The following is a 25,160-nucleotide window of genomic DNA, read 5'->3' as shown; positions in this document are numbered from 1 at the left end:
GTATTGTCCGGAATGGTTACCAACTCGTGAGCAAACTCACACGATGATCGTCGCCTCTACAGCCGTTTGCCGGGAATTCGAATGTTTAGCCTGACGCTTTACAGGGATGGCCAATCCGACAACCGGCGCCGCCGCGCGCCCCGCAACCGACAGGGTCCGAACGGCAGATGAAGACGACGATGATGATCCGCACCATAGCCAACCCCCGCCGCACCACCCTCGCGCACCTCGCGGACGCCGAGGAGATGACGGCGGAGCTCCTGCCCGAGCACCCGGTCGACCTGCCCGCCCAGACGGCCAACCCGCGCCGCACCACCCTGATGGACGCCCCGGTCGTCGTCGCCGCCCCGTGAGCCGAGGGGGGCGCTCCCCCCTTCCCGTACGCCACCGGGCGCTCCCACCGGCCCGGACGGCGTCCTCGGAGCGCAGGTCGCCCCCTCACCCGCGTTAGCCTGGAGCGTCAGTCTCCAGCCAGCGACCAAGTGAGGGGCGACAGCATCCCGTGCGCATCGCCAGATTCTCCATCGACGGCAATGTCGCCTTCGGCGCGGTCGAGGACACCCCGCAGGGGCCCGTGCTCGACATCATCAAGGGCATTCCGTACGCCGACTTCGAGCTCTCCGGGACCAAGGTCCCGCTGAGCAAGGTCCGGCTGCTGCCGCCGGTGCTGCCGAACAAGGTCGTGGCCATCGGCCGCAACTACGCGGAGCACGCCAAGGAGCTCGGCAACGCCATCGTCGACGACCAGGGGCGTCCCGAGGCGCCCGTCGCCTTCTTCAAGCCCACCACCTCGGTGATCGGCTCCGGCGACGCGATCGAGTACCCCTCCTTCTCCGACGAGCTGCACCACGAGGCCGAGCTGGCCGTGGTGATCGGCCGGATGTGCCGCGAGGTCCCGCGCGAGCGCGTCAAGGACGTCATCTTCGGCTACACCTGCGCCAACGACGTCACCGCGCGCGACGTCCAGCGGCGCGAGAAGCAGTGGGCCCGCGCCAAGGGCTTCGACACCTCGTGCCCGCTCGGCCCCTGGGTGGAGACCGACCTCGACCCCACCGATCTCACGATCCAGGCGACGGTCAACGGCGAACAGCGCCAGCTGGGCCGCACCAGCGACATGATCCGCTCCATCGAGGACCTGGTCGTCCACATCACCGAGGCCATGACGCTGCTCCCCGGCGACGTCATCCTCACCGGCACCCCCGCCGGGGTCGGCCCCCTCAACGCCGGCGACGAGGTCGCCGTCACCATCGAAGGCATCGGCACTCTCACCAACAAGGTGATCAAGCGTGGCTAACGCGACGAACGTCCGCGTACGTTTCTGTCCCTCCCCGACCGGCAACCCCCACGTGGGCCTGGTCCGGACCGCCCTGTTCAACTGGGCGTACGCCCGGCACACGGGCGGCACCATCGTCTTCCGCATCGAGGACACCGACGCGGCGCGCGACTCCGAGGAGTCGTACCAGCAGCTCCTGGACTCCTTCCGCTGGCTCGGCCTGGACTGGGACGAGAGCCCGGAGCTGGGCGGCCCGCACGCCCCCTACCGCCAGTCCCAGCGGATGGACATCTACCGGGACGTGGCCGGCAAGCTGCTCGCGGGCGGCTACGCGTACCACTGCTACTGCACCACCGAGGAGCTCGACCAGCGCCGCGAGGCGGCCCGCGCCGCCGGAAAGCCCTCGGGCTACGACGGCCACTGCCGCGAGCTGAGCGCGGAGCAGAAGGCGGCGTACGAGGCGGAGGGCCGCACGGCCATCGTCCGCTTCCGGATGCCCGACGAGCCGATCACCTTCACGGACCTGGTCCGCGGCGAGCTGACCTTCACCCCGGACAACGTGCCGGACTACGGCATCGTCCGTGCCAACGGCGCCCCGCTGTACACGCTGGTCAACCCGGTCGACGACGCCCTGATGGAGATCACGCACGTCCTGCGCGGCGAGGACCTGCTCTCCTCCACCCCCCGCCAGATCGCGCTCTACAAGGCGCTCATCGAGCTGGGCGTGGCCAAGGAGACCCCGGTCTTCGGCCATCTGCCGTACGTCATGGGCGAGGGCAACAAGAAGCTCTCCAAGCGCGACCCGCAGGCGTCCCTGAACGTCTACCGCGAGCGCGGCTTCCTCCCCGAGGGCCTGCTCAACTACCTCTCGCTCCTCGGCTGGTCCTTCTCGGCCGACCAGGACGTCTTCTCGCTCTCCGACATGGTCGCGCGGTTCGACGTGGCGGACGTCAACGCCAACCCGGCGCGCTTCGACCTCAAGAAGGCCGAGTCGATCAACGCCGACCACATCCGCATGCTGGACGTGAAGGCCTTCACGGACGCCTGCGAGCCGTGGCTGAACGCCCCGCACGCCCCCTGGGCGCCCGAGGACTTCGACCGCGCCGCCTGGGAGGCCATCGCGCCGCACGCCCAGACGCGTCTGACCGTCCTGTCGGAGATCACGGCCAACGTCGACTTCCTCTTCCTGAAGGAGCCGGCCCAGGACGAGGCGTCCTGGGCCAAGGCGATGAAGGAGGGCTCGGACGCGCTGCTGCGCACGGCGCGCGAGAAGCTGGAGACGGCCGACTGGTCCTCCCCGGAGTCCCTCAAGGAGGCCGTCCTGGCCGCCGGCGAGGCGCACGGCCTCAAGCTCGGCAAGGCGCAGGCCCCGGTCCGCGTCGCCGTCACCGGCCGCACGATCGGTCTGCCGCTCTTCGAGTCCCTGGAGATCCTGGGCAAGGAGAGGACGCTGGCCCGCATCGACGCGGCGCTGGCGAAGCTGGCGGCATAGTCGCTTGACGTATGTCCCGAAGGGGCGTGGGCCGGTCCGGCCGACGCCCCTTCGGCGTACCGTCGTGGCATGACCGTCCGCGCCGTCCTCTGGGACATCGACGACACGATCTTCGACTACGCCTCGGCCGCCCGCAGCGGCATGAACGCCCATCTGGAGGTCGAGGGGCTGCCCGGCGCCTACACGTCCACGGAGCAGGCGCTCACGGCCTGGGACGAGCTCACCGCGTACCACTGGGCGCGGTTCGCGGCGGGGGAGACCGACTGGGAGGGCCAGCGGCGCGACCGGGTGCGCGCCTTCCTCGGCGCCGAGCTGAGCGACCCCGAGGCCGAGACCTGGTTCGAGCGCCATCTGGCCCACTACGAGGCCGCCTGGTCGCTCTTCCCGGACACCGTGCCCGTCCTGGACCTGCTCGCCGGCGGCTACCGGCACGCGGTCCTGTCCAACTCCTCCCTCCACCACCAGGAGCGCAAGCTCCGGGTCCTGGGCGTACGCGACCGCTTCGAGGCGGTGGTGTGCGCGGTCGAGCTGGGGATCTCCAAGCCCGAGGCGGCGGCCTTCCACGCGGCCTGCGAGGCGCTGGGGCTGGCCCCCGAGGAGGTCGCGTACGTGGGCGACCAGCCGGACATCGACGCGCGCGGCGCCCTGGAGGCCGGGCTCCTGGGGATCTGGCTGGACCGCAACGGACTGGGCGGCAGGCCCGAACTGGTCCGGATCACGGGCCTGGAGGAGCTCCCCGGCCTGCTGCGCCGGGATACCCGTTTTGGAGCGCCGGACACCTTCGGGTAATGTTCTTCCTGCGCCAAGGGGAGCGGGAAGAAAAGCCCGGAACCGACAGCGCGAGCGGAGCAGGATCCCCGGTGGGGATGGTGTTCCGATGGCCTATGGTGTAATTGGCAGCACGACGGTTTCTGGTTCCGTTAGTCTAGGTTCGAGTCCTGGTAGGCCAGCTCGCAGAGCTTATCTGCACCGCGGATTCCAGATCCGCAAAGCCCCCGTTGTGTAGCGGCCTAGCACGCTGCCCTCTCAAGGCAGTAGCGCCGGTTCGAATCCGGTCGGGGGTACAGATCCTTCCCAGGGGGACAGTCCGGGTCGCACCCGCTGACTCTCATGCAGGATCGCTAGGGCCCCCGTTGTGTAGCGGCCTAGCACGCCGCCCTCTCAAGGCGGTAGCGCCGGTTCGAATCCGGTCGGGGGTACTGGTCTAAACCACCATGGGCTATGGTGTAATTGGCAACACTACGGTTTCTGGTACCGTCATTCTAGGTTCGAGTCCTGGTAGCCCAGCGGATCGCATGATCGAAAGACAGGCGATTCACCGATCCCTCGGGATCGACAACACGCCCCCGTTGTGTAGCGGCCTAGCACGCCGCCCTCTCAAGGCGGTAGCGCCGGTTCGAATCCGGTCGGGGGTACGTGAGGAAGGGGCCCGGCACACACAGTGTGCCGGGCCCCTTTCGTTTCGTCCGGCCCCTTCGGCCGCCCCGCGAGCGGGCCGGCCCCGGGGGCGCGCGTCACGGCCGGACGAAGCGCCGCGCCGACTCCTGCGCCTGGGCCAGCCGCCGCAGACTCAGCAGCACCGGCTCGTAGAGCACCGTCAACGCCACGGCCGCCTCGACCTGTTCGGCGGGGGTGCGTCCGCGCTCCACCAAGTCCAGGTCGGTGACCGCCAGTTGCGCCGCCGCGGCCGCGTACGGCGCCAACTCCTCGGGGCCGCAGGGGTATCCGAGCCGGGCGAGCGCGGTCACCGCGGTGAGCAGCGTCCGGTACGCACCCGAGCTTCCGGCCGGGTCCGAGCCGCCGTACTGCCAGCCCAGCTCCTCGATCAGCGCGTCCACCGACGCGCGCGCGGCCCGCGCGTGCGGGTCGTCGGGACTGGGCTCCGGCGCGTTCGGCAGGGCCTCGACGGCCACGCCCAGGCGGGTGTGGTGGTCCAGGGCGTCGTCCTCCAGGGCCGCCAGGACCTCCTTGGCGGCGGCCACCGGCACCCGTCCCACCTGGATCAGCGCACGGACCAGCTTGAGCCGCCGCAGGTGCGAGGCGTCGTAGTCGGCCTGGGTGGCGGTGATCCGCTCGCCCGGCGGCAGCAGCCCCTCGCGCAGGTAGTACTTGATCGTCGCCGCGGAGACCCCGCTCCGCTCGCTCAGCTCGGCCAGTCGCATGCCCCTTGCGCCCTTCTTTGGAGAGTGCCACTATCTAACCACGGGATAGCGCCGCTATCCAATGCACGGCCGAAGCACACGGCCACGTCATGGGGGACTGTCATGAGCGCGAAGCTGATCGAGGGACGGATGACCGCGGGCGCCGAGGGGGACGTGGTGGTCTTCCTCATCGGAATGCGCGTCAACCGCTTCCGTGCGCTGCGCAGTTGGCTGCCGGTGACCTCGGCGATGCCTCGGATGCTCAAGGAGCTCGTCAAGGAGGAGGGCAGCGGGCTGCTCGGCTTCCAGCCGGTCCTCGCCGGGCCGCGCACCCTGGCGGTCGTGCAGTACTGGGAGTCCAAGGAGAAGCTCCTGGCCTACGCCTCCGCGCAGGACAAGGAGCACCGCCCGGCCTGGGCGGCCTTCAACCGCCGGGCGCGGGGGGCGAAGGGCGCGGTGGGCATCTGGCACGAGACGTACGTGGTCCCGGCCGGGTCGTACGAGTCGGTGTACGTCGGGATGCCGTCCTTCGGACTGGGCAAGGCGACGGGGGTGGTGCCGGTGGGGCGGCGGGGGGATCGGGCGGCGGACCGCCTGAAGGGCGCGTGAGGCGCCCCCGCCGGCCGGCGGTTGGGTCACGCCCGCTTCCCCGCACCCCTCCGGAGCACGACCCCTCGGGGGCACCCCCTGAGACCCCCTTGTTCGTCTGCCGCTCGGTGGACGGTTGCTCGCGCAGTTCCCCGCGCCCCTGGGGGCGGCTCCTCGGGCCCCTTGTTCGTCTGCGGCTGGGTGGTGGGCTGCTCGCGCAGTTCCCCGCGCCCCTGGGGGGTTCGGCCGCTCGGGGTGGTGTTGCGCTGCTAGGGGTCTTCGTTCGTCTGCGGCTGGGTGGTGGGTTGCTCGCGCAGTTCCCCGCGCCCCTGAAGGGCTGTGGCCGAGCTGGGTTCTCCGGTTGCGGGCAACCTCCCAGGGGCGCGGGGAACTGCGCGACCGGCCATCCACGGTCTGCGGACGAAAGGGGGTTGAGGGGCGCGGGGAACTGCGCGGGCAACCCTCCACCGGGCCGCGGGCCGAGCCGCCGGCAACCCGCCGCCGAACCGCAGGCAGGGGCCGGGGCAACCCGCCCGGTCCCGGGCAGAGGCGTGAGCGACCCCCACCGGGCCGCAGACAAAGTCCGGGCAAAAGAAACGCCCACCGCTGCGGCGCTGGAGCGGTGGGCCGGAGATGGACGGACGGGGGGCGGCTAGCCGTTGCGGCGCAGGGCTTCGGACAGGCGCGCGGCGGCGTCGATGACCGCCTGCGCGTGCATCCGGCCCGGGTGCCGGGTCAGACGCTCGATCGGCCCGGAGACCGAGACGGCGGCCACCACGCGGTTGGACGGACCCCGCACCGGCGCCGAGACCGACGCCACGCCCGGCTCGCGCTCGCCGATCGACTGGGCCCAGCCCCGGCGCCGTACGCCCGACAGGGCCGTCGCCGTGAAGCGGGCCCCCTGGAGGCCCCGGTGCAGGCGCTCGGGCTCCTCCCAGGCCATCAGGATCTGGGCGGAGGAGCCCGCCTTCATCGTCAGGGTCGAGCCGACCGGCACGGTGTCCCGCAGACCGGACAGCCGCTCGGCCGCCGCCACGCAGATCCGCATGTCGCCCTGACGGCGGTAGAGCTGCGCGCTCTCGCCCGTCACGTCGCGCAGATGCGTGAGCACGGGGCCGGCCGTGGCCAGCAGGCGGTCCTCGCCGGCCGCGGCCGCGAGCTCCGCGAGCCGCGGGCCGAGGATGAACCGGCCCTGCATGTCCCGCGCCACCATCCGGTGGTGTTCCAGTGCCACGGCAAGGCGGTGTGCCGTGGGTCGTGCGAGTCCGGTGGCCGCGACCAACCCCGCGAGGGTGGCCGGACCGGACTCCAGGGCGCTCAGGACGAGAGCCGCCTTGTCGAGAACGCCGACGCCGCTAGAGTTGTCCATGAAACGATACTCGCGTCTCACTCTGTGAAACGCAAGTTCAATTTTCTCCGGAACTTGCGAACCTGTACTGGCGGTCCGCACAACGGCCGCAGCCACCGTCCGGTCCCGGGGGCCCGGCGGTACACCCGGTCTCTAGTTGGGCCGGCGACGACGCCGGCCGGAGGTAAAGCGATGGGTAGGACACTCGCGGAGAAGGTCTGGGACGACCATGTCGTCCGGCGCGCCGAGGGCGAGCCCGACCTCCTCTTCATCGATCTGCACCTGCTGCACGAGGTGACCAGCCCGCAGGCCTTCGACGGGCTGCGCAAGAGCGGCCGCCCGGTGCGGCGCCTCGACCTCACCATCGCCACCGAGGACCACAACACCCCGACCCTCGACATCGACAAGCCCATCGCCGACCCGGTCTCCCGGGCCCAGCTGGAGACGCTGCGCAAGAACTGCGCCGATTTCGGCGTACGGCTGCACCCGCTCGGCGACGTCGAGCAGGGCGTGGTCCACGTGGTGGGACCACAGCTGGGTCTGACCCAGCCCGGCACCACCGTGGTCTGCGGCGACTCGCACACCTCCACGCACGGCGCCTTCGGGGCCCTGGCGTTCGGGATCGGCACCTCACAGGTCGAGCATGTGCTCGCCACCCAGACCCTGCCACTGGCCCCGTTCAAGACCATGGCGATCACCGTCGAGGGCGAGCTGCCCGACGGCGTCACCGCCAAGGACCTGATCCTGGCCATCATCGCCAGGATCGGCACCGGCGGCGGCCAGGGCTACGTCCTGGAATACCGCGGCTCCGCCATCGAGAAGCTCTCGATGGAGGCCCGGATGACCATCTGCAACATGTCGATCGAGGCCGGCGCCCGGGCGGGCATGATCGCCCCCGACCGCACCACGTTCGACTACCTCAAGGGCCGCGCGCACGCCCCGAAGGGCGCCGACTGGGACGAGGCCGTCGCGTACTGGCAGACCCTGAAGACGGACGAGGACGCGGTCTTCGACGCCGAGGTCGTCATCGACGCCACCGCGCTCTCGCCGTTCGTCACCTGGGGCACCAACCCGGGCCAGGGAGCACCGCTTTCGGCGTCCGTCCCCGACCCGGCTTCGTACGAAGACGCTTCGGAGCGCCTGGCCGCCGAAAAGGCGCTGGAGTACATGGGGTTGACCGCGGGGCAGCCGCTGCGCGCCATCGACGTCGACACGGTCTTCGTAGGTTCCTGCACCAACGGCCGTATCGAGGACCTGCGCGCGGCGGCCTCGATCCTCCAGGGCCGCACCGTCGCCGAGGGCGTCCGCATGCTCGTCGTGCCGGGTTCGGTGCGGGTCGCCCTCCAGGCCGTCGAGGAGGGCCTGGACAAGGTCTTCACCGCCGCCGGCGCCGAATGGCGGCACGCGGGCTGCTCGATGTGCCTGGGCATGAACCCGGACCAGCTGGCCCCGGGAGAGCGCTCCGCCTCCACCTCCAACCGCAACTTCGAGGGCAGGCAGGGCAAGGGCGGCCGCACCCATCTGGTGTCGCCGCAGGTCGCCGCCGCAACAGCGGTTCTCGGCCACCTGGCGTCCCCTGCCGACCTGTCCGACGCCCGTACGCCCGCTGGAGTCTGATCAGCCATGGAAGCTTTCACCACGCACACCGGCCGGGCCGTCCCGCTGCGCCGCTCCAATGTCGACACCGACCAGATCATCCCGGCCCACTGGCTGAAGAAGGTCACCCGGGACGGCTTCGAGGACGGACTGTTCGAGGCCTGGCGTAAGGACCCGGAGTTCGTCCTGAACAGGCCGGAGCGCCAGGGCGCCTCGGTGCTGGTCGCGGGCCCCGACTTCGGTACGGGTTCGTCGCGCGAGCACGCCGTGTGGGCGCTCCAGAACTACGGCTTCAAAACCGTGATCTCGTCCCGGTTCGCCGACATCTTCCGGGGCAACTCGCTGAAGAACGGCCTGCTCACCGTGGTCCTGGACCAGAAAGTCGTGGACGAGCTCTGGGAGCTGACGGAGCGCGACCCCAACGCCGAGATCACGGTGGACCTCCAGGACCGCCAGGTCCGCGCGGAGGGCGTCACGGCCCCCTTCGAACTCGACGAGAACGCCCGCTGGCGGCTGCTGAACGGCCTGGACGACATCAGCATCACGCTCCAGAACGAGCCCGACATCGCCGCGTACGAGGCGAAGCGGCCCTCGCACAAGCCCAGCACCTCGCTCGTCTGACCCGCCGGGACCGCCTCTTGGGCGGGCCCCGGGCAGTCTTTCGGCCCAACACGCCCCCTGTCTTTCGGGACAGGGGGCGTGTTGCGTTGCGGGGTGTCAGGGTGACGTCAACTAGCCTAGGCTGCACAGCAGATGGCCGGATTGGGTCTTGCGCGATCGGTGGTCGTTGGGGAGCCGGAAGCCACCCGGAATCCCTCAGTTGCCCCCGCCGGAGGCGACAACTCGCCCCAGATGGCACAATCGGCGCATGGAACGCGACAGCCAACTCGAGCTCTACCGGCTCGTCGCGGACCGGCTGAAAGAAGCGCACACAGTGGTGCGCGAACTGCAAGTCCCGGAGGGCGTACGGATGGCGCTGTCCCGGAAGCTGCTGGTCATCACAGCGGCTGCCAAACACGATCTCGCCGATGCGGCAAGGCGTCTGGAGCGGTTGATGAAGGACCTCGAAGAGGGCCGATTCCCCGAAGGCGACTGAGTCACAAGGAGTTCGGTGAAGCCGACTTCGTTGCGGCACTAGGGTGATTAGCCCGTTTCGTGTTTGATTTGCGGTATATATCTGCCTAACGTGCGAAAAAGCCAGAACAGATTCGTTCCGGCAATGTCTCCGAAGGGGAAGACGTGAACAAGGCGCAGCTCGTAGAAGCGATTGCCGACAAGCTCGGCGGCCGTCAGCAGGCCGCGGACGCCGTGGACGCCGTTCTGGACGCGGTCGTCCGGGCCGTCGTCGCGGGCGACCGGGTCTCGGTCACCGGTTTCGGTTCGTTCGAGAAGGTCGACCGTCCGGCCCGTTACGCCCGCAACCCGCAGACGGGTGAGCGCGTGCGGGTCAAGAAGACCTCGGTTCCGCGCTTCCGTGCGGGTCAGGGCTTCAAGGACCTGGTCAGCGGCTCGAAGAAGCTCCCCAAGGGCGACGAGGTCGCCGTGAAGAAGGCGCCCAAGGGCAGCCTCTCGGGTGGCACCTCCACCCGCAGCACGGTGAAGAAGGCCGCGGCCAAGAAGGCCACCGCCGCCAAGAAGACGACCGCCGCGAAGAAGACCACGACGGCCAAGAAGACCACCGCCAAGAAGGCCACGCCGGCCGTGAAGAAGACGACGGCGGCCAAGAAGGCCACCACGTCCGGCGCCGCCAAGAAGACCACGGCGACGGCGAAGAAGGCGACCCCGGCCAAGAAGGCCACCACCGCCAAGAAGGCCACGGCCAAGAAGACCGCGCCCGCGAAGAAGACCGTCGCGAAGAAGGCGCCCGCCAAGAAGGTCACCGCGCGCAAGACCACCACCGCCAAGAAGACGACCGCCCGCAAGAAGTAGGCACCGCGGACGGCTCACGCGCCGGGCCGGGCTCCCCTCGGGGAGCCCGGCCCGCGGCGTGTCGGCCCCGCCCCGCCCCGGCCGTGGCGGGCGCGGCTCAGAAGGTCTGGAGCGTCACCAGGGTGATCCGCAGGGACGCGCCCTCGCCCTCCGTCTCGATACGGACCCGCTGGCCCACCCGCAGCAGCCGCAGGCCGCCCGCGTCGAAGGCCTCGGCCCCGAAGTCCACCGGGGTGCCGTCGTCGAGCAGCACACTGCCGCTGCGGGTCTCGAAGTCGTATGTGTACGCGGTCGCCTGCATGGCTGGCAGCCTAGTACCCGGGCACGACCTCCACCGCGCCCCGCAGCGCCCCCGTCGCCGGACCCGCGCCCAGCGCCAGCGCGATCCGCAGATCCGCCCCGGTGTCCACGTCCCGGCGCACCGAGTCCACCCCGGTCAGCGCGATTTCCGCCGCCCCCGACGCCGAATGCGCGGCCCGGGACGGGCCGCCGAATGCGGGGGCCAAATCCACCCCGGGAGCGGCCGAAAGAAATGTCGTCCCGATTCCGGCCGCATCGGCGAGAAATGCGCGCGGAAATACGGAGGCGGCATCCAGTACCCGCCCCAATTCCGCCGGCCGCAGCGCGGGCAGATCCGCGTTCAGGGCCGCGACCGCCGCTTTGGGGCGCCCCCGCCGTACCGTGTACGCCCCGTGCGCGAGGGCGGCGTTGAGGCCCGCGCGCGGGCTGTCGGCGACGATGCGGGCGCCCAGCGCGGCCAGCTCCGCGCCCGCCAGCGGATCGTCCGTGACGACCGCCACATCCCGTACCGCCGGGCAGGCGAGGGCCGCCCCCACGGTGTCCAGGGCGAACGCCAGAGCGAGCCGGGGTCGCAGGGCCGCGCCGACGGCGGCCGTGAGCCTGCTCTTCGCCAGCGCCAACGGCTTCAACGGCACGACCAGGGACCAGCGGCCCGGTGCTGCGGTGTTCGTGGCGTCCCCCTCGCTCTCGTCGCTCCCGCCCGGTCGAACGGACAGCCGCTGGACAGGACGGGGGCCATTGTCACCCGGCCAGGAGCGGGCCCCGCACGGTCGGGGCGTACGGTGTTCTCGACAGACCGGAGGGCCGGGGCGACACTTGCTCCCTGCGCAAGTCGCGTGGTGGCCGACAGTGGTCTGTCCTAGAGGAAGGTGCTCCGAGTGTCCCGCCGCAGAATCGGCTTCTGGTACCGCCTGGCGGCGGTCATCGCCAAACCTCCACTGGTGGTGCTTTTCAAGCGGGACTGGCACGGAATGGAGAACATTCCGGCGGACGGCGGTTTCATCACCGCGGTCAACCACAACTCGTATCTCGACATGTTCTCCTACGGGCACTTCCAGTACAACACCGGACGGGTGCCCCGGTTCCTCGCCAAGGCCGGGCTCTTCAAGGTGCCCGTGGTCGGGCCGCTGCTGCGCGGCACGGGCCAGATCCCCGTCTACCGCGAGTCCTCCAACGCCTTCGGCGCCTTCCGGGCCGCCGTCGAGGCCATCGAGCGGGGCGAATGCGTCGTCTTCTACCCCGAGGGCACCCTCACCCGCGACCCCGACATGTGGCCGATGACCGCCAAGACCGGGGTCGCGCGCGCCGCCATGCAGACGAAGGCGCCCGTCATCCCGGTCGCCCAGTGGGGCGCCAACCTGGCGATGCCGCCCTACGCCAAGGAGAAGAAGGTCCGCTTCTTCCCCCGCAAGACCCTCCAGGTGAAGGCCGGTCCGCCGGTCGACCTCGCGCGCTTCTACGACAAGGAGCCCACCCCCGAGGTGCTGCGCGAGGCGACCGAGGCCATCATGGCCGCGGTCACCCGCCAGCTGGAGGAGATCCGGGGCGAGAGCGCCCCCGCCAAGCCGTACGATCCGCGCGAAGTCCGCGCACAGCTGCGCCGCAAGGCCGCCGGGGAGGGCACCAAGTGACGCACGCCGCCACCAAGGCAGCAGTATTCGGCACCGGCTCCTGGGGTACGGCGTTCGCCATGGTCCTCGCCGACGCGGGCTGCGAGGTGACCCTGTGGGGCCGCCGCCCCGAACTCGCCGAGGCGATCAACACCACCCGCACCAACCCCGACTACCTGCCGGGCATCGAACTGCCCGCCGCGGTACGGGCCACCACCGACCCCGCCGAGGCCGCCGCCGGTGCCGACTTCACCGTCCTCGCCGTGCCCTCGCAGACCCTGCGCGGCAACCTCGCCGCCTGGACGCCGCTGCTCGCGCCGGAGACCGTCCTCGTCTCCCTGATGAAGGGCGTCGAACTCGGCACCGCCAAGCGGATGAGCGAGGTGATCGAGGAGGTCGCCAAGGTCCCCGCCGACCGCGTCGCCGTCATCACCGGCCCCAACCTCGCCAAGGAGATCGCCCAGCGCCGGCCCGCCGCCGCCGTGGTGGCCTGCCGCGACGAGGCCGTGGGCCAGCGCCTCCAGGCCGCCTGCCACACCCCGTACTTCCGCCCGTACACCAACACCGACGTCGTCGGCTGCGAACTCGGCGGCGCCGTGAAGAACGTCATCGGCCTGGCCGTCGGCATCGCGGACGGCATGGGCCTGGGCGACAACGCCAAGGGCTCGCTCATCACCCGGGGACTGGCCGAGACCACCCGGCTCGGCCTCGCCATGGGCGCCGACCCGCTCACCTTCTCCGGCCTCGCGGGCCTCGGCGACCTCGTCGCCACCTGCTCCTCGCCGCTCTCGCGCAACCACACCTTCGGCACCAACCTCGGCCGGGGCATGACGCTCCAGGAGACCATCGCCGTCACCCGGCAGACCGCCGAGGGCGTCAAGTCCTGCGAGTCCGTGCTGGATCTGGCGCGCCGCCACGGCGTGGACATGCCCATCACCGAGACCGTCGTCGGGATCGTCCACGAGGGCAAGCCGCCGGTGGTCGCGCTCAAGGAGCTGATGTCGCGCAGCGCCAAGCCCGAGCGGCGCTGAAACCACCGGGTCGAACGGGTACGCTCATCGCGATATGAGCAGCGAGAACCTCCCCCAGAGCCCTGAATCGAGCACCCAGCAGCCGCGCAAGCCGCGGGTGGCCGTCGTGTTCGGCGGCCGCAGCTCCGAGCACGGCATCTCGGTCGTCACCGCCGGTGCCGTGCTGCGCGCCATCGACCGTACGAAGTACGACGTGCTGCCCATCGGCATCACGACGGACGGCCGCTGGGCGCTCACCGCCGACGAGCCGGAGCGGATGGCCATCGCCGACCGCAAGGTGCCCAGCGTCGCCGAACTCGCCGAGTCCGCCGAGGGAGCCGTCGTGCTCCCCGTGGACCCGAACAACCGCGAGGTCGTCTTCAGCGAGCCCGGCGCGGTCCCCAAGGCGCTGGGCGAGGTCGACGTCGTCTTCCCGGTGCTGCACGGCCCCTACGGCGAGGACGGCACCCTCCAGGGCCTGCTCGAACTCTCCGGCGTCCCCTACGTCGGCTCGGGCGTGCTCGCCTCGGCCGTCGGCCAGGACAAGGACTACATGAAGCGGGTGTTCACCTCCTTCGGGCTGGCCGTCGGCCCCTACCTGGTGATCCGCCCGCGCGAGTGGGAGCAGGACGAGCAGGGCGCCCGCAAGCGGATCGCCGCGTTCGCGGGCGAGCACGGGTGGCCGCTGTTCATCAAGCCGGCCCGGGCGGGCTCCTCCTTCGGCATCACCAAGGTCGACTCCTTCGACGGCCTGGACGAGGCCATCGAGGAGGCGCGGCGCCACGACCCCAAGTTCCTGGTCGAGTCGCTGCTGCGCGGCCGGGAGATCGAGTGCGGCGTCCTGGAGTTCGAGGACGGGCCGCGCGCGAGCGTGCCGGCCGAGATCCCGCCGGTGAGCGACCACGCCTTCTACGACTTCGAGGCGAAGTACATCGACTCGGCCGACGGGATCGTGCCCGCGCCGATCGGCGCCGAGGCCACCGCCGAGGTGCGCCGGCTCGCCGTGGAGGCCTTCGAGGCCGCGTCCTGCGAGGGGCTGGTCCGGGCGGACTTCTTCCTCCAGGAGAACGGCGAGTTCGTCATCAACGAGATCAACACGATGCCGGGGTTCACGCCGATCTCCATGTACCCGCGGATGTGGGAGGCGACGGGCGTGGACTACGCGGAGCTGGTGGACCGCCTGATCGAGGCCGCGCTGCGGCGCCCGACGGGCCTGCGGTAGCCGTCGCCGGCCGTCCGGCCGCGGCTGCCCGCGCCCGGCGGGGGCCTACAGGCTCGCCGGAACCGTCTTCTTGACGGGTCCGGCGAGCTGGGTGAGCCATCCGATGTCACCGGCGGCCTTCCCGGACGCCGTGCGCAGGGTGACCTCCACGTACGCCTTGCGGTAGGTCGTGGTGAAGCGGAAGCCGCCCGCCGACTGCTCCAGGAGCCAGTTGACGCCGTCCACGGTCACCCCGTCCGCCTCGGGATCGTTCATCTTCTCCGGCCGGTCGATCCCGCAGCGCAGTACGATCCCGTCATCGCCCCACCCGGCGGTCAGCTCCGACGCCGGGCTGGGATCGTTCCGCCCGAGCCCGTCGAGCCTCTGGGGCAGCGCCTTGTGCAGCGCGCCGCAGAGCGCGGCGGTCTCCTTCGGCGGGCTGGGAACCGTGATCGTCGCCTTCGCGTCCGTGGAGGAGCAGCCCGCGGCGGCCAGCAGGGCGAGGGCGGCTGCGGGCACGAGGAGGGACCGGCGGCGAGAGGAAGTCACCGGCCAAGGGTAAGCGGGGGCTACAGATGAACCACCGGGCAGGTCAGGGTGCGGGTGATCCCGTCCACCTGCTGGACCTTGGCGACCACCATGCGGCCCAGCTCGTCGACCGTGTCCGCCTGGGCGCGCACGATCACGTCGTACGGCCCGGTGACGTCCTCGGCCTGGATCACCCCCGGGATCTTCGCGATGGTCTCGGCGACGGTCGACGCCTTGCCCACCTCGGTCTGGATGAGGATGTACGCCTGTACCACGGAACCTCCAGGGCGGCCACGAGGATCATGTCCCCTCCCTACGGCGGGGAGGCCCAAGGGGGGAGGAAAGAGACGCCACGGTATCGCGTCGCCGTGCGCCCGCGGGAGTACCGCGCAGGCGCGGGCGCTCGCACATCCGCGTGCGCGCGGCAGAAGTTGACGTATGTGTTGACGGTACCCACCGAGGTGACGGCTCGCGACCGCGAGCGCGCCGGGTCCCAAGGGGTACGAGGATGAGAGGTGGCACGGTGAGAGGCACTGTGGGCGAGTTGGGGGAGTTCGGGCTCATCAGGGAGCTGACCTCCCGGCTCACCTCGACCCCCGCGGTACGGATCGGCCCCGGCGACGACGCCGCGGTCGTGACCGCACCCGACCGCAGGGTGGTGGCGAGCACGGACATCCTCCTGGAGGGCCGCCACTTCCGGCGCGACTGGTCGACCGCGTACGACGTGGGGCGCAAGGCCGCCGCGCAGAATCTGGCCGATATCGCGGCCATGGGCGCGGTGCCCACCGCGCTGCTGCTCGGGCTGGTCGTCCCGGCCGAGCTCCCGGCCACCTGGCCGGTGGAGCTGATGGACGGGATCCGGGACGAGTGCCAGGTCGCGGGGGCGGCCGTGGTCGGCGGCGACGTGGTGCGCGGCGACACCATCACCGTCGCCATCACCGCCCTCGGCGACCTGCGCAACCACGAGCCGGTGACCCGCGGCGGCGCGCAGCCCGGCGACGTGGTCGCCGTCACCGGCTGGCTGGGCTGGTCGGCGGCGGGCTACGCGGTGCTCTCGCGCGGCTTCCGCTCGCCGCGCGCCTTCGTGGAGGCCCACCGCCGCCCGGAGCCGCCCTACCACGCGGGCCCCGCCGCCGCCGGGCTCGGCGCCACCGCCATGACCGACGTCAGCGACGGCCTGGTGGCGGACCTCGGGCACATCGCGGAGGCCAGCAAGGTCCGTATCGACCTGCGCTCGGGCCTGATCGACATCCCGACGCAGATGAGCGACATCGGCCAGGCGGTCGGCGTCGACCCGCTCCAGTGGGTGCTGACCGGGGGAGAGGACCACGCGATCGTCGCGACCTTCCCGCCGGACGTGAAGCTCCCCGCCCGCTGGAAGGTCATCGGGGAGGTCCTCAACCCCTCGGCGCTGCCCCAGGTGACCGTCGACGGCGCCCCCTGGACCGCCAAGGGCGGCTGGGACCACTTCGGGGACGCGGAGTGAACACCGCGCCGCCCCGGGTGCTGACCGTCGCCGGATCCGACTCCGGCGGCGGCGCCGGCGTCCAGGCCGACCTCAAGACGATGCTGGCCCTGGGCGTCCACGGGATGAGCGTGATCACCGCGGTGACCGCGCAGAACTCGCTGGGCGTCCGGGGCGCCTGGGAGCTGCCCGCCGAGGCGGTCCGGGCGCAGTACCGCGCGGTCGTCGACGACATCGGCGTCCAGGCCGTGAAGACGGGGATGCTCTCCTCGGCCGTCCTGGTGGAGACCGTGGCGGACCTCCTGGCGGACACGGACGCGCCGGTGGTCGTGGACCCCGTGGGCGTCTCCAAGCACGGCGACGCGCTGCTGGCCGCCGAGGCGCTGGAATCCGTACGCCTGCGGCTCCTGCCGACGGCGACGGTGGCCACGCCCAACCTGGACGAAGTGGCGCAGCTCACGGGCGTACGGGTGGAGGACGAGGACGGAATGCGGCGGGCGGCGGAGGCGGTCCTCGCGTTCGGCCCGCGCTGGGCCCTGATCAAGGGCGGCCATCTCGCGGGCTCGGCGTCACCGGAAGCGGTGGACCTGCTCACGGACGGGAGCGAGGAGCACTGGCTCCGGGCGCCCCGCCGGGACAACCGCCACACCCACGGCACCGGCTGCACCCTGGCCTCGGCCCTGGCATCGTCCCTGGCCCAGGGCATGCCGGTACCGGAGGCGGCGAGGGCGGCCAAGCGTTACGTGACGGGGGCGATCGGTGCGGGCTTCGCCCTGGGCGCGGGCATCGGCCCCGTGGACCACGGCTGGCGCTTCCGCGCTCCCTGAAGAGCACAACAGAAAGCCGGTCCACCGAGGTGGACCGGCTTTCTGGGCAACCGGAAAGGCTGCGCTACGACGAAACGTCGGCGTTAGCGCGAGACCTTGCCGGCCTTGATGCACGAGGTGCAGACGTTGAGCCGCTTCGGCGTCCGACCGACCACGGCACGCACACGCTGGATGTTCGGGTTCCAGCGACGAGACGTACGGCGGTGCGAGTGCGAAATGTTGTTGCCGAAGCCCGGCCCCTTGCCGCAGACGTCGCAGTTGGCAGCCACGGGTCACTCCAAAGACTTCAGATGCACTTACAGTGAAATCCGGCGCACCGGATCAGAGATCTGAGGTGGCTTGCCGGGGGAATGGCCCGACTCTCGCCGGGCAACCGAAGCAGCATACAACGGCTGCTCCCGAGATACGAAACTACCATGACCGCCGCCGCCCCCGCCCCGGGCCGGAGCCGCCCGCCGGGTCTACCCTGCTGCTGGCCCGCAGCTCACCGGCCGCTCTAGGAGGACACCAGGTGCCGCAGACTCTCGACGCCGTCGCGGTACGCACCTGGTGCTCGCTGGCCCTGGACGGGCTCGGCCGGGACCGCGAGGAGATCGACGCGGTCAACGTCTACCCCGTCGCGGACGGGGACACCGGCACCAACCTCTATCTGACCGTCGAGTCCGCCCACCAGGCGGTCGAGGCGGTCTTCGCCGCGTACACCGAGGTGCCGGAGACGGCCGACGTCATACGGGCGATGGCCCACGGCGCCCTCCTGGGCGCCCGCGGCAACTCCGGCACGATCCTCTCCCAGCTGCTGCGCGGCATGGCCGAGGTCCTCGCCGAGCACGGCACCGATCTGGCCGGCGCCCTGCGCCGGGCGGCCGAGTCGGCGTACGAGGCGGTCGCGCACCCCGTCGAGGGCACGGTCCTGACGGTGGCGACGGCCGCCGCCGAGGCCGCCCGGGACACCGGCGGCGGCGCGGCGGCCGTGGCGAGCGCCGCCTACGCCGGCGCCCGGCGGGCCCTGGAGAAGACGCCCGGCCAGCTCGCGGTGCTCGGCCGCGCCGGAGTCGTGGACGCGGGCGGCTGGGGTCTGGTGACGGTCCTGGGGGCGCTGGCGCAGGCCCTCTCCGGCGAGGTGCCGGCCGTACGGCACGAGACGCGTACACCGCTCGACGGGCCCGCCTGCCCGGCCGAGGACGCCCCGGACGCGGAGAGCGCCGGACCCGCCTTCGAGGTGATCTACCTCCTGGAGGCGGACGACGAGGCGGTCGCCCGGCTGCGCGGCCGGCTGGACGCCCTCGGGGACTCCCTGGTGGTGGTCGGCGGCGACGGCCTGTGGAACGTCCACGTCCACGTGGACGACGCGGGCGCGGCCGTCGAGGCGGGCGTGGAGGCGGGCCGCCCGTACCGGATCCGCATCACCCACTTCGGCGCCCACCCCGAGCCGCGCGAACAGGTCCAGCGGGCCGTCGTCGCGGTGGTGCCCGGCGAGGGCCTGGCCGGACTGTGCGCCGAGGCCGGGGCGACCGCCGTCCTGGCCCGGCCCGGCGAGCCCCCGGCCAGCGGTGAGCTCGTCGACGCGATCCGCCGCGCCCACGCGCGCGAGGTCGTGCTCCTGCCCAACGACGCCGAGCTGCGCCACACCGCCGCCGTCGCCGTGGAGCAGGCGCGCGCCGAGGGCGTACGGGTCGCGCTCATCCCCACCCGGTCCGCCGTCCAGGGCCTCGCCGCCCTCGCGGTGCACGCCCCCGACCGCCGCTTCGACGAGGACGTGGTGGCGATGACCGCGGCGGCGGGGGCGACCCGGTACGCGGAACTGGCCGTCGCCGAGCGGCAGTCGTGGACCACGGCGGGCATCTGCCAGGCCGGGGACGTGCTGGGCCTCATCGACGGCGACGTGGCCGTGATCGGACAGGACCTCGGCCGGACGGCCCAGGCCGTCCTCGACCGGATGCTGGCCGCGGGCGGCGAACTGGTCACGCTGGTGCGGGCCGCCGACACCCCGGCGGAGCTGGCCCCCGGCATCGAGGCCCATGTGCGCGAAACCCATCTGGCGGTCGACACGGTCGTCTACGAGGGCGGCCACCAGAGTTCCCCGCTGCTGATCGGCGTCGAGTGACGCGCCGAGTCGTCCCCGGGGTGCCGGGGCCTCCTGCGGGATGTCAGTGGCGTGGTGTGCAATGGATCGCGTGCCCGCGCTCGAAGAACCCCTGAAGAAGCTGCTCGGCGGTCCCACCGCGAAGGTGATGGCCGAGCAGCTCGGCCTGCACACGGTCGGCGACCTCCTGCACCACTACCCGCGGCGGTACGAGGAGCGCGGCCAGCTCACCAGGCTGGCCGAGCTGCCCCTCGACGAGGACGTCACGGTGGTGGCGCAGGTGGCCGACGCGCGCGTGCACACGTTCAACGGCGGGCGCGGCCAGCGCCTGGAGATCACGATCACCGACGGCAGCGGCCGGCTCCAGCTGGTCTTCTTCGGCCGGGGCATCCACAAGCCGCACAAGGAGCTGCTGCCCGGCAGCCGCGCCATGTTCGCGGGCAAGGTGTCGATGTTCAACCGCCGCCTCCAGCTCGCCCACCCCACGTACGCGAAGCTGGCCGCCGACGGCGACGAGGACGGCGACACCGCCGAGGTGGTCGACTCCTGGGCGGGCGCGCTCATCCCGATCTACCCCGCCTGCAAGGGCCTGGAGTCCTGGAAGATCGCCAAGGCGGTCGACGCGGTGCTGCCCAGCGCCCGGGAGGCCGTCGACCCGCTGCCCGAGTCCCTGCGCGCGGGCCGCGGCTTCGTCCCGCTGCCCGAGGCGCTGCTCAAGGTCCACCGCCCGCACACCAAGGACGACGTGGAGCGGGCCCGCCAGCGGCTGAAGTGGGACGAGGCGTTCGTCCTCCAGGTCGCCCTGGCCCGGCGCAGGCACGCGGACGCCCAACTGCCCGCCGTGGCGCGCCGACCCGTCCCCGGCGGCCTGCTCGACGCCTTCGACGCCAAGCTGCCCTTCACCCTCACCGACGGCCAGCGGACCGTCTCGAAGGAGATCTTCGACGACCTGGCGACCGAGCACCCGATGCACCGCCTGCTCCAGGGCGAGGTCGGCTCGGGCAAGACGATGGTCGCCCTGCGCGCGATGCTCGCCGTCGTCGACTCCGGCGGGCAGGCCGCCATGCTCGCCCCCACCGAGGTCCTCGCCCAGCAGCACCACCGGTCCATCACGGAGATGATGGGCGAGCTCGCCGAGGGCGGCATGCTGGGCGGCTCCGCCCTCGGGACGAAGGTGGTGCTGCTCACCGGCTCGATGGGCGCGGCCGCCCGCCGCCAGGCGCTGCTCGACCTGGTCACCGGCGAGGCCGGGATCGTCATCGGCACGCACGCGCTGATCGAGGACAAGGTGCGCTTCCACGACCTCGGCCTGGTCGTGGTCGACGAGCAGCACCGCTTCGGCGTCGAGCAGCGCGACGCCCTGCGCGGCAAGGGCAAGCAGCCGCCGCACCTGCTGGTGATGACGGCCACGCCCATTCCGCGCACGGTCGCCATGACCGTCTTCGGCGACCTGGAGACCTCGGTCCTGGACCAGCTCCCGGCCGGGCGCTCGCCCATCGCCAGCCACGTCGTGCCCGCCCAGGACAAGCCGCACTTCCTGGCCCGCGCCTGGGAGCGGGTCCGCGAGGAGGTCGCCAAGGGCCACCAGGGGTACGTGGTGTGTCCGCGCATCGGGGACGACGAGGACCGGAAGAAGGCGGCCCGGAAGAAGTCCGCCGAGGACGACGCCGAGAAGCGGCCGCCGCTGGCCGTGCTCGACATCGCGGACCAGCTCGCCGAGGGCGCGCTCCAGGGCCTGCGCGTCGAGGTGCTGCACGGCCGGATGCAGCCCGACGACAAGGACGACGTGATGCGCCGGTTCGCGGCCGGCGAGGTCGACGTGCTGGTCGCCACCACGGTCATCGAGGTCGGGGTGAACGTGCCGAACGCCACCGCGATGGTGATCATGGACGCGGACCGGTTCGGCGTCTCGCAGCTGCACCAGCTGCGCGGCCGCGTGGGCCGGGGCTCCGCCCCGGGCCTGTGCCTGCTGGTCACGGAGATGCCGGAGGCGAGCGCGGCCAGGGCCCGGCTGAACGCGGTCGCGGCGACCCTGGACGGCTTCGAGCTCTCCCGGATCGACCTGGAGCAGCGCCGCGAGGGCGATGTGCTGGGCCAGGCCCAGTCGGGCGTGCGCTCCTCGCTGCGGATGCTCGCGGTCATCGAGGACGAGGAGGTGATCGCGGCGGCCCGCGAGGAGGCGGTGGCGGTGGTGAGCGGGGATCCGGACCTGGAGGGGCTGCCCGCGCTGCGGACGGCCCTGGACGCGCTGCTGGACGAGGACCGCGAGCAGTACCTCGACAAGGGCTGAGCGGTCCTTGGGCACAGGACGCCGGCGGGGCGCGCGGGCGGCGTCCGCGCCGGGTTCTGAGAAACTGGGGGACACCAGTGACACCCGTACACCGACAAGGACTCAGATGACCCGCGTGATCGCCGGCCGGGCCGGCGGACGCCGCCTGGCCGTTCCGCCGGGCAACGGCACCCGCCCCACCTCCGACCGCGCGCGCGAGGGCCTCTTCTCCACCTGGGAGGCCCTGCTCGGCACGCTGGAGGGCATCCGGGTCGCGGATCTGTACGCCGGGTCGGGCGCGGTCGGCCTGGAGGCGCTCTCCCGGGGCGCCGCGCACGCGCTGCTGGTGGAGGCCGACGCGCGGGCCGTGAAGATCGTCCGCGACAACGTGCGCGTACTGGGCCTTCCGGGCGCGGAGGTACGTAACGGAAAAGCGGAACAGATCGTTGCGGGCCTCGCTCCCGAAACCCCCTTTGACGTGGTGTTCCTCGATCCGCCGTACGCGGTGACCGATGACGATCTTCGGGAGATCCTCCTCACACTCCGCACTCAGGGGTGGCTCGCCGAGGCGTGCCTGGTCACCGTGGAGCGCAGCACCAGAGGCGGGGAATTCGGCTGGCCGCCGGGGTTCGAGCCGCTGCGGGCCCGCCGTTACGGCGAGGGCACGCTTTGGTACGGTCGCGCCGCCTCTACGTGCGAAGACGCACCATGACCGGGAGCGAGGGACTTCAGTTGCGCCGTGCCGTCTGTCCGGGGTCGTTCGACCCCATCACCAATGGACACCTCGACATCATCGCCCGGGCCTCGAAGCTGTACGACGTCGTGCACGTCGCGGTGATGATCAACCAGTCGAAGAAGGGCCTGTTCACCATCGACGAGCGGATCGGGCTGATCCGCGAGGTGACCGCCGACTTCGGCAACGTGGAGGTCGAGTCCTTCCACGGCCTGCTGGTCGACTTCTGCAAGCAGCGCGACATCCCGGCCATCGTGAAGGGCCTGCGCGCGGTCAGCGACTTCGACTACGAGCTCCAGATGGCCCAGATGAACAACGGCCTCTCGGGCGTCGAGACCCTCTTCGTCCCCACCAACCCGACCTACAGTTTCCTGTCGTCGTCGCTGGTCAAGGAGGTCGCGGCGTGGGGCGGGGACGTCTCCCACCTGCTGCCCGCCACCGTCCACGACGCACTCGTGGCGCGGATCGCCGAACAGCGCTGAGCTGACTGCCTGTCAGCTGGTGTCGGGCGGGCCCCGACTGGCCTTACAGTCGTCCCGTCCGTCTCCCAACCAGTCGTAGAGAGTGGCGAGCCCACGGTGGACGTGCAGAAGAAGCTGGACGAGATCGTCGACGTCGTCGCCGGCGCCCGCTCCATGCCCATGTCGGCCTCGTGCGTGGTCAACCGCGCCGAGCTGCTCGCGCTCCTGGAGGAGGTGCGCCAGGCGCTGCCCGGCTCCCTCGCCCAGGCCCAGGAGCTGATCGGCGGCCGCGAGCAGCTGGTCGAGCAGGCCCGCCAGGAGGCCGAGCGGATCATCGAGTCCGCGCACGCCCAGCGCGGCACGCTGATCTCCGACACGGCCGTCGCCCGGCAGTCCCAGGACGAGGCCGACCGCATCCTGGCGGACGCCAAGCGCGAGGCCGAGGAGATCCGGGCCGAGGCCGACGACTACGTCGACTCCAAGCTGGCCAACTTCGAGGTCGTCCTCACCAAGACCATCGGCTCGGTCGACCGCGGCCGCGAGAAGCTCCTCGGCCGGGGCCCCGGCCTCGACGAGCAGGGGCAGTCGGACGCGGACGCCCCCGAGTACAGCGCGGACCCCCAGACGCTCATCCAGCGGGCCGACCAGTACGTCGACGCCAAGCTCGGCGCCTTCGAGGCCGTCCTCGCCAAGACCCTGGAGGCCGTCGGCCGGGGCCGCGAGAAGCTGCACGGCCGGATCGCCTCGGACGAGCTGGGCGCCCACATGGCCGCCCAGGACGCCGCCGGGGCCCTCGGCGGCCACACCAGCGACGCGGACTACCTGGCGGGCCTGGCCGAGCTGGCCGACCCCCAGCCGCAGTCCGCCGCGCAGCCCCAGCAGCTCCAGCAGCCCCAAGTCCCCGCCCAGGTCTACGACCCGTACGGCTACGGACAGGCCCAGGCCCAGCAGGCCCAGCAGGATCCGTACGCCTACCAGCAGCCCCAGCAGCAGTACGCCCAGTACGGCTACGACCAGCAGCAGCAGGACCCGTACGCCTACGACCCGCAGGCCTACGCCCAGCAGCAGGTCCACCAGGACCAGGGGCAGGACCAGGGCCAGAGCCACGGTCAGAGCCAGGGCCACCCGCAGGGGCAGCACGACCACGACTACGGCCGGCAGACCGCGCACCCGCAGCAGCCCGCGCTCGACGAGACCAGCCTCTTCGACACGAGCATGATCGACCTCGAACAGCTGCGGCAGTACGAGCAGGGCCGCTGAGCGCTGCGCGGAAGCGCGGCCCGCGGCCGCGGTTCCCCGTCCCGTCCCGTCCGGGGCGGGGCGGTGGGGCCGGATTGGGTCAAACGCGGCCCGTCCAGTATCCTGGCTCTTCGGTCGCGCGTACGTCCGCGATCAACGCTGCCCCGGCATCGCCGCACCCACGGCGACGCATGGTGGCCAACCCTCCACGATCCGAAAGCGGGAAGAACCCTGAGTACGCACCTCGACCACCGCAACCCCCTCGTGTTCGACACACACGAGCTGGGTCGGCGTCCCGGTGCCCTCCAGCGGATCTCCCGCACGGTCGAGGCGCCCGCCGATCTCGGGATCGACGGCGTCATCGGCGTGCCCCAGGGCGCGCCCGTGGAGATCAAGCTCCGCCTGGAGTCGGTCATGGAAGGGGTGCTTGTCACAGGCACCGCCCGTGCATCGGCCGAGGGGGAGTGCGTAAGGTGTCTGGAGCCGCTGGAGCTCGCGCTCGATGCGGACTTCCAGGAGTTGTTCTCGTACCCTGACGCCGACGACCGGGGCCGCAGCAAGAAGGCGGAGCCGGTCGACGACGCCGAGGACGAGGACGACACCATCCCGCTTGAGGACGGTCTTTTCGACCTCGAGCCGGTGCTGCGTGATGCGGTGGTGCTCGCACTGCCGATGCAGCCGGTGTGCCGGGAGACCTGCCTCGGCCTGTGTTCCACCTGTGGATTCAGGCTTGAGGACGACCCCGACCACCACCACGACGCCGTCGACATCCGTTGGGCGGCACTGCAAGGACTCGCCGGGACCATCCAGGACGGCGAGAAGGACAACATGAGCGGCACTGCCTCTGACGTGCAGCGCGCCGCCGAGAAGCAGGAGAAGTAGCCGTGGCTGTTCCGAAGCGGAAGATGTCGCGCAGCAACACGCGCCACCGCCGGTCGCAGTGGAAGGCTGCGGTCCCCACCCTGGTTTCGTGTGAGCGTTGCCAGGAGCCGAAGCAGCAGCACATCGCGTGCCCGAGCTGCGGCACCTACAACAAGCGCCAGGTCCTCGAGGTCTGAGCGGCTGGT

General features: G+C 71.6%; 28 protein-coding genes and 5 tRNA genes. 26 read left to right on the top strand and 7 right to left on the bottom strand.

All coding sequences use genetic code 11. From position 1 onward, the window contains the following. Positions 1–167 precede the first annotated feature (167 nt). From AC069K_RS04935 to AC069K_RS04895, 9 genes are all read left to right on the top strand, one after another. The gene (locus tag AC069K_RS04935) at positions 168–353 is read left to right on the top strand and encodes a hypothetical protein (RefSeq protein WP_365107017.1); all 186 of its coding nucleotides are present in this window, start codon (positions 168–170) and stop codon (positions 351–353) included. Positions 354–502: 149 nt separating this feature from the next. Further along, positions 503–1,294 carry a fumarylacetoacetate hydrolase family protein gene (locus AC069K_RS04930; protein WP_365107020.1) on the top strand — a complete coding sequence of 264 codons (792 nt, stop codon included), beginning with the start codon at positions 503–505 and terminating at the stop codon, positions 1,292–1,294. Then, positions 1,287–2,765, top strand: a complete 1,479-nt coding sequence (gltX, locus tag AC069K_RS04925) for a glutamate--tRNA ligase (RefSeq protein ID WP_478612173.1) — start codon at positions 1,287–1,289, stop codon at positions 2,763–2,765. The genes AC069K_RS04930 and gltX overlap by 8 nt, the downstream gene beginning before the upstream one ends. Before the next feature lie 69 nt (positions 2,766–2,834). Then, positions 2,835–3,554 (top strand): HAD family hydrolase, encoded by a 720-nt coding sequence (locus AC069K_RS04920; RefSeq protein ID WP_478612171.1) that lies wholly within the window; start codon positions 2,835–2,837, stop codon positions 3,552–3,554. Positions 3,555–3,643: 89 nt separating this feature from the next. Then, positions 3,644–3,715 (top strand) — tRNA-Gln (locus AC069K_RS04915). Positions 3,716–3,756: 41 nt separating this feature from the next. Then, a tRNA-Glu gene (locus AC069K_RS04910) sits at positions 3,757–3,829 on the top strand. A gap of 62 nt (positions 3,830–3,891) precedes the next feature. After that, positions 3,892–3,964: transfer RNA gene (locus AC069K_RS04905), tRNA-Glu, on the top strand. A 16-nt stretch (positions 3,965–3,980) separates the two neighbouring features. After that, a tRNA-Gln gene (locus AC069K_RS04900) sits at positions 3,981–4,052 on the top strand. Between the two features lie 55 nt (positions 4,053–4,107). Next, a tRNA-Glu gene (locus AC069K_RS04895) sits at positions 4,108–4,180 on the top strand. A 99-nt stretch (positions 4,181–4,279) separates the two neighbouring features. Here the strand turns inward: AC069K_RS04895 and AC069K_RS04890 are convergent. Further along, a complete protein-coding gene (locus tag AC069K_RS04890) occupies positions 4,280–4,927 on the bottom strand; it encodes a MerR family transcriptional regulator (RefSeq protein WP_478612169.1) in 648 nt (215 codons plus the stop codon). A gap of 102 nt (positions 4,928–5,029) precedes the next feature. On the opposite strand from AC069K_RS04890, the gene AC069K_RS04885 reads away from it, so the two are divergent. Then, positions 5,030–5,515 (top strand): DUF4188 domain-containing protein, encoded by a 486-nt coding sequence (locus AC069K_RS04885; RefSeq protein ID WP_365107032.1) that lies wholly within the window; start codon positions 5,030–5,032, stop codon positions 5,513–5,515. Between the two features lie 631 nt (positions 5,516–6,146). Here the strand turns inward: AC069K_RS04885 and ndgR are convergent. Then, positions 6,147–6,863 carry an IclR family transcriptional regulator NdgR gene (gene ndgR, locus AC069K_RS04880; RefSeq protein WP_005311436.1) on the bottom strand — a complete coding sequence of 239 codons (717 nt, stop codon included), beginning with the start codon at positions 6,861–6,863 and terminating at the stop codon, positions 6,147–6,149. Between the two features lie 171 nt (positions 6,864–7,034). On the opposite strand from ndgR, the gene leuC reads away from it, so the two are divergent. The 4 genes from leuC to AC069K_RS04860 all read left to right on the top strand — a co-directional run bounded on the left by leuC (position 7,035) and on the right by AC069K_RS04860 (position 10,367). Continuing rightward, complete coding sequence (gene leuC / locus AC069K_RS04875; protein WP_478612166.1) at positions 7,035–8,459, top strand: 3-isopropylmalate dehydratase large subunit; 1,425 nt, start codon at positions 7,035–7,037, stop codon at positions 8,457–8,459. A gap of 6 nt (positions 8,460–8,465) precedes the next feature. Further along, a complete protein-coding gene (gene leuD / locus AC069K_RS04870; protein WP_478612164.1) occupies positions 8,466–9,059 on the top strand; it encodes a 3-isopropylmalate dehydratase small subunit in 594 nt (197 codons plus the stop codon). A gap of 247 nt (positions 9,060–9,306) precedes the next feature. Next, positions 9,307–9,534 (top strand): SCO5555 family protein, encoded by a 228-nt coding sequence (locus tag AC069K_RS04865; protein WP_358837315.1) that lies wholly within the window; start codon positions 9,307–9,309, stop codon positions 9,532–9,534. 143 nt (positions 9,535–9,677) lie between these two features. Next, on the top strand, positions 9,678–10,367 hold the full coding sequence (locus tag AC069K_RS04860; protein ID WP_358837316.1) for an HU family DNA-binding protein: 690 nt from the start codon (positions 9,678–9,680) through the stop codon (positions 10,365–10,367). A 97-nt stretch (positions 10,368–10,464) separates the two neighbouring features. On the opposite strand, the gene AC069K_RS04855 is transcribed toward AC069K_RS04860, so the two are convergent. Together AC069K_RS04855 and cofC are read right to left on the bottom strand one after the other, a co-directional pair. Next, positions 10,465–10,668: a hypothetical protein gene (locus AC069K_RS04855; RefSeq protein WP_101390320.1), complete on the bottom strand. Its 204-nt coding sequence runs from the start codon at positions 10,666–10,668 to the stop codon at positions 10,465–10,467. Between the two features lie 10 nt (positions 10,669–10,678). Beyond that, the gene (gene cofC / locus AC069K_RS04850; protein ID WP_478612161.1) at positions 10,679–11,302 is read right to left on the bottom strand and encodes a 2-phospho-L-lactate guanylyltransferase; all 624 of its coding nucleotides are present in this window, start codon (positions 11,300–11,302) and stop codon (positions 10,679–10,681) included. Positions 11,303–11,545: 243 nt separating this feature from the next. Between cofC and AC069K_RS04845 the strand changes: the two genes are divergently transcribed. From AC069K_RS04845 to AC069K_RS04835, 3 genes are read left to right on the top strand one after another with little or no spacing between them, the layout of a single operon-like run. Beyond that, complete coding sequence (locus AC069K_RS04845) at positions 11,546–12,298, top strand: lysophospholipid acyltransferase family protein (protein WP_358837620.1); 753 nt, start codon at positions 11,546–11,548, stop codon at positions 12,296–12,298. Beyond that, positions 12,295–13,308 carry an NAD(P)H-dependent glycerol-3-phosphate dehydrogenase gene (locus AC069K_RS04840; protein WP_478612158.1) on the top strand — a complete coding sequence of 338 codons (1,014 nt, stop codon included), beginning with the start codon at positions 12,295–12,297 and terminating at the stop codon, positions 13,306–13,308. The genes AC069K_RS04845 and AC069K_RS04840 overlap by 4 nt, the downstream gene beginning before the upstream one ends. 34 nt (positions 13,309–13,342) lie before the next feature. Then, complete coding sequence (locus AC069K_RS04835) at positions 13,343–14,509, top strand: D-alanine--D-alanine ligase family protein (protein WP_358990270.1); 1,167 nt, start codon at positions 13,343–13,345, stop codon at positions 14,507–14,509. A 45-nt stretch (positions 14,510–14,554) separates the two neighbouring features. On the opposite strand, the gene AC069K_RS04830 is transcribed toward AC069K_RS04835, so the two are convergent. After that, a complete protein-coding gene (locus tag AC069K_RS04830) occupies positions 14,555–15,037 on the bottom strand; it encodes a DUF3515 domain-containing protein (protein ID WP_365107046.1) in 483 nt (160 codons plus the stop codon). A 20-nt stretch (positions 15,038–15,057) separates the two neighbouring features. Continuing rightward, positions 15,058–15,291, bottom strand: coding sequence for an Lrp/AsnC family transcriptional regulator (locus AC069K_RS04825; protein WP_064070330.1), 234 nt, complete (start codon positions 15,289–15,291; stop codon positions 15,058–15,060). Between the two features lie 248 nt (positions 15,292–15,539). Here AC069K_RS04825 and AC069K_RS04820 point away from each other — a divergent pair, with 248 nt between their 5' ends. Further along, positions 15,540–16,502, top strand: a complete 963-nt coding sequence (locus tag AC069K_RS04820; protein WP_358833538.1) for a thiamine-phosphate kinase — start codon at positions 15,540–15,542, stop codon at positions 16,500–16,502. Then, positions 16,499–17,308, top strand: coding sequence for a bifunctional hydroxymethylpyrimidine kinase/phosphomethylpyrimidine kinase (gene thiD, locus AC069K_RS04815; protein ID WP_478612155.1), 810 nt, complete (start codon positions 16,499–16,501; stop codon positions 17,306–17,308). Before AC069K_RS04820 ends, thiD begins: the two co-directional genes overlap by 4 nt. A gap of 83 nt (positions 17,309–17,391) precedes the next feature. Here thiD and rpmB read toward each other — a convergent pair whose 3' ends face one another. After that, positions 17,392–17,577, bottom strand: a complete 186-nt coding sequence (gene rpmB / locus AC069K_RS04810) for a 50S ribosomal protein L28 (protein WP_003957616.1) — start codon at positions 17,575–17,577, stop codon at positions 17,392–17,394. A 242-nt stretch (positions 17,578–17,819) separates the two neighbouring features. On the opposite strand from rpmB, the gene AC069K_RS04805 reads away from it, so the two are divergent. The 7 genes from AC069K_RS04805 (at position 17,820) to rpmF (ending at position 25,151) form a co-directional block, all read left to right on the top strand. Further along, complete coding sequence (locus AC069K_RS04805; RefSeq protein WP_478612152.1) at positions 17,820–19,412, top strand: DAK2 domain-containing protein; 1,593 nt, start codon at positions 17,820–17,822, stop codon at positions 19,410–19,412. Positions 19,413–19,473: 61 nt separating this feature from the next. Next, complete coding sequence (gene recG, locus AC069K_RS04800; RefSeq protein ID WP_478612150.1) at positions 19,474–21,681, top strand: ATP-dependent DNA helicase RecG; 2,208 nt, start codon at positions 19,474–19,476, stop codon at positions 21,679–21,681. 106 nt (positions 21,682–21,787) lie between these two features. Continuing rightward, positions 21,788–22,372, top strand: a complete 585-nt coding sequence (gene rsmD, locus AC069K_RS04795; protein ID WP_478612148.1) for a 16S rRNA (guanine(966)-N(2))-methyltransferase RsmD — start codon at positions 21,788–21,790, stop codon at positions 22,370–22,372. A gap of 20 nt (positions 22,373–22,392) precedes the next feature. Next, positions 22,393–22,875, top strand: a complete 483-nt coding sequence (gene coaD / locus AC069K_RS04790) for a pantetheine-phosphate adenylyltransferase (protein ID WP_365107140.1) — start codon at positions 22,393–22,395, stop codon at positions 22,873–22,875. 96 nt (positions 22,876–22,971) lie between these two features. Next, the gene (locus tag AC069K_RS04785; protein ID WP_478612146.1) at positions 22,972–24,114 is read left to right on the top strand and encodes an ATP synthase F0 subunit B; all 1,143 of its coding nucleotides are present in this window, start codon (positions 22,972–22,974) and stop codon (positions 24,112–24,114) included. A gap of 210 nt (positions 24,115–24,324) precedes the next feature. Continuing rightward, positions 24,325–24,975, top strand: coding sequence for a YceD family protein (locus tag AC069K_RS04780; RefSeq protein ID WP_358833540.1), 651 nt, complete (start codon positions 24,325–24,327; stop codon positions 24,973–24,975). 2 nt (positions 24,976–24,977) lie between these two features. Continuing rightward, entirely contained in the window at positions 24,978–25,151 is a 174-nt protein-coding gene (gene rpmF, locus AC069K_RS04775; RefSeq protein WP_026165248.1) for a 50S ribosomal protein L32, read from the top strand. The last annotated feature ends 9 nt before the right edge of the window (positions 25,152–25,160 follow it).

It is taken from the genome of Streptomyces sp. NPDC043908 (assembly GCF_056435525.1).
The sequence above is the reverse complement of the archived record's forward strand: the minus strand, read 5'-3'. Positions and strand labels throughout refer to the sequence as shown.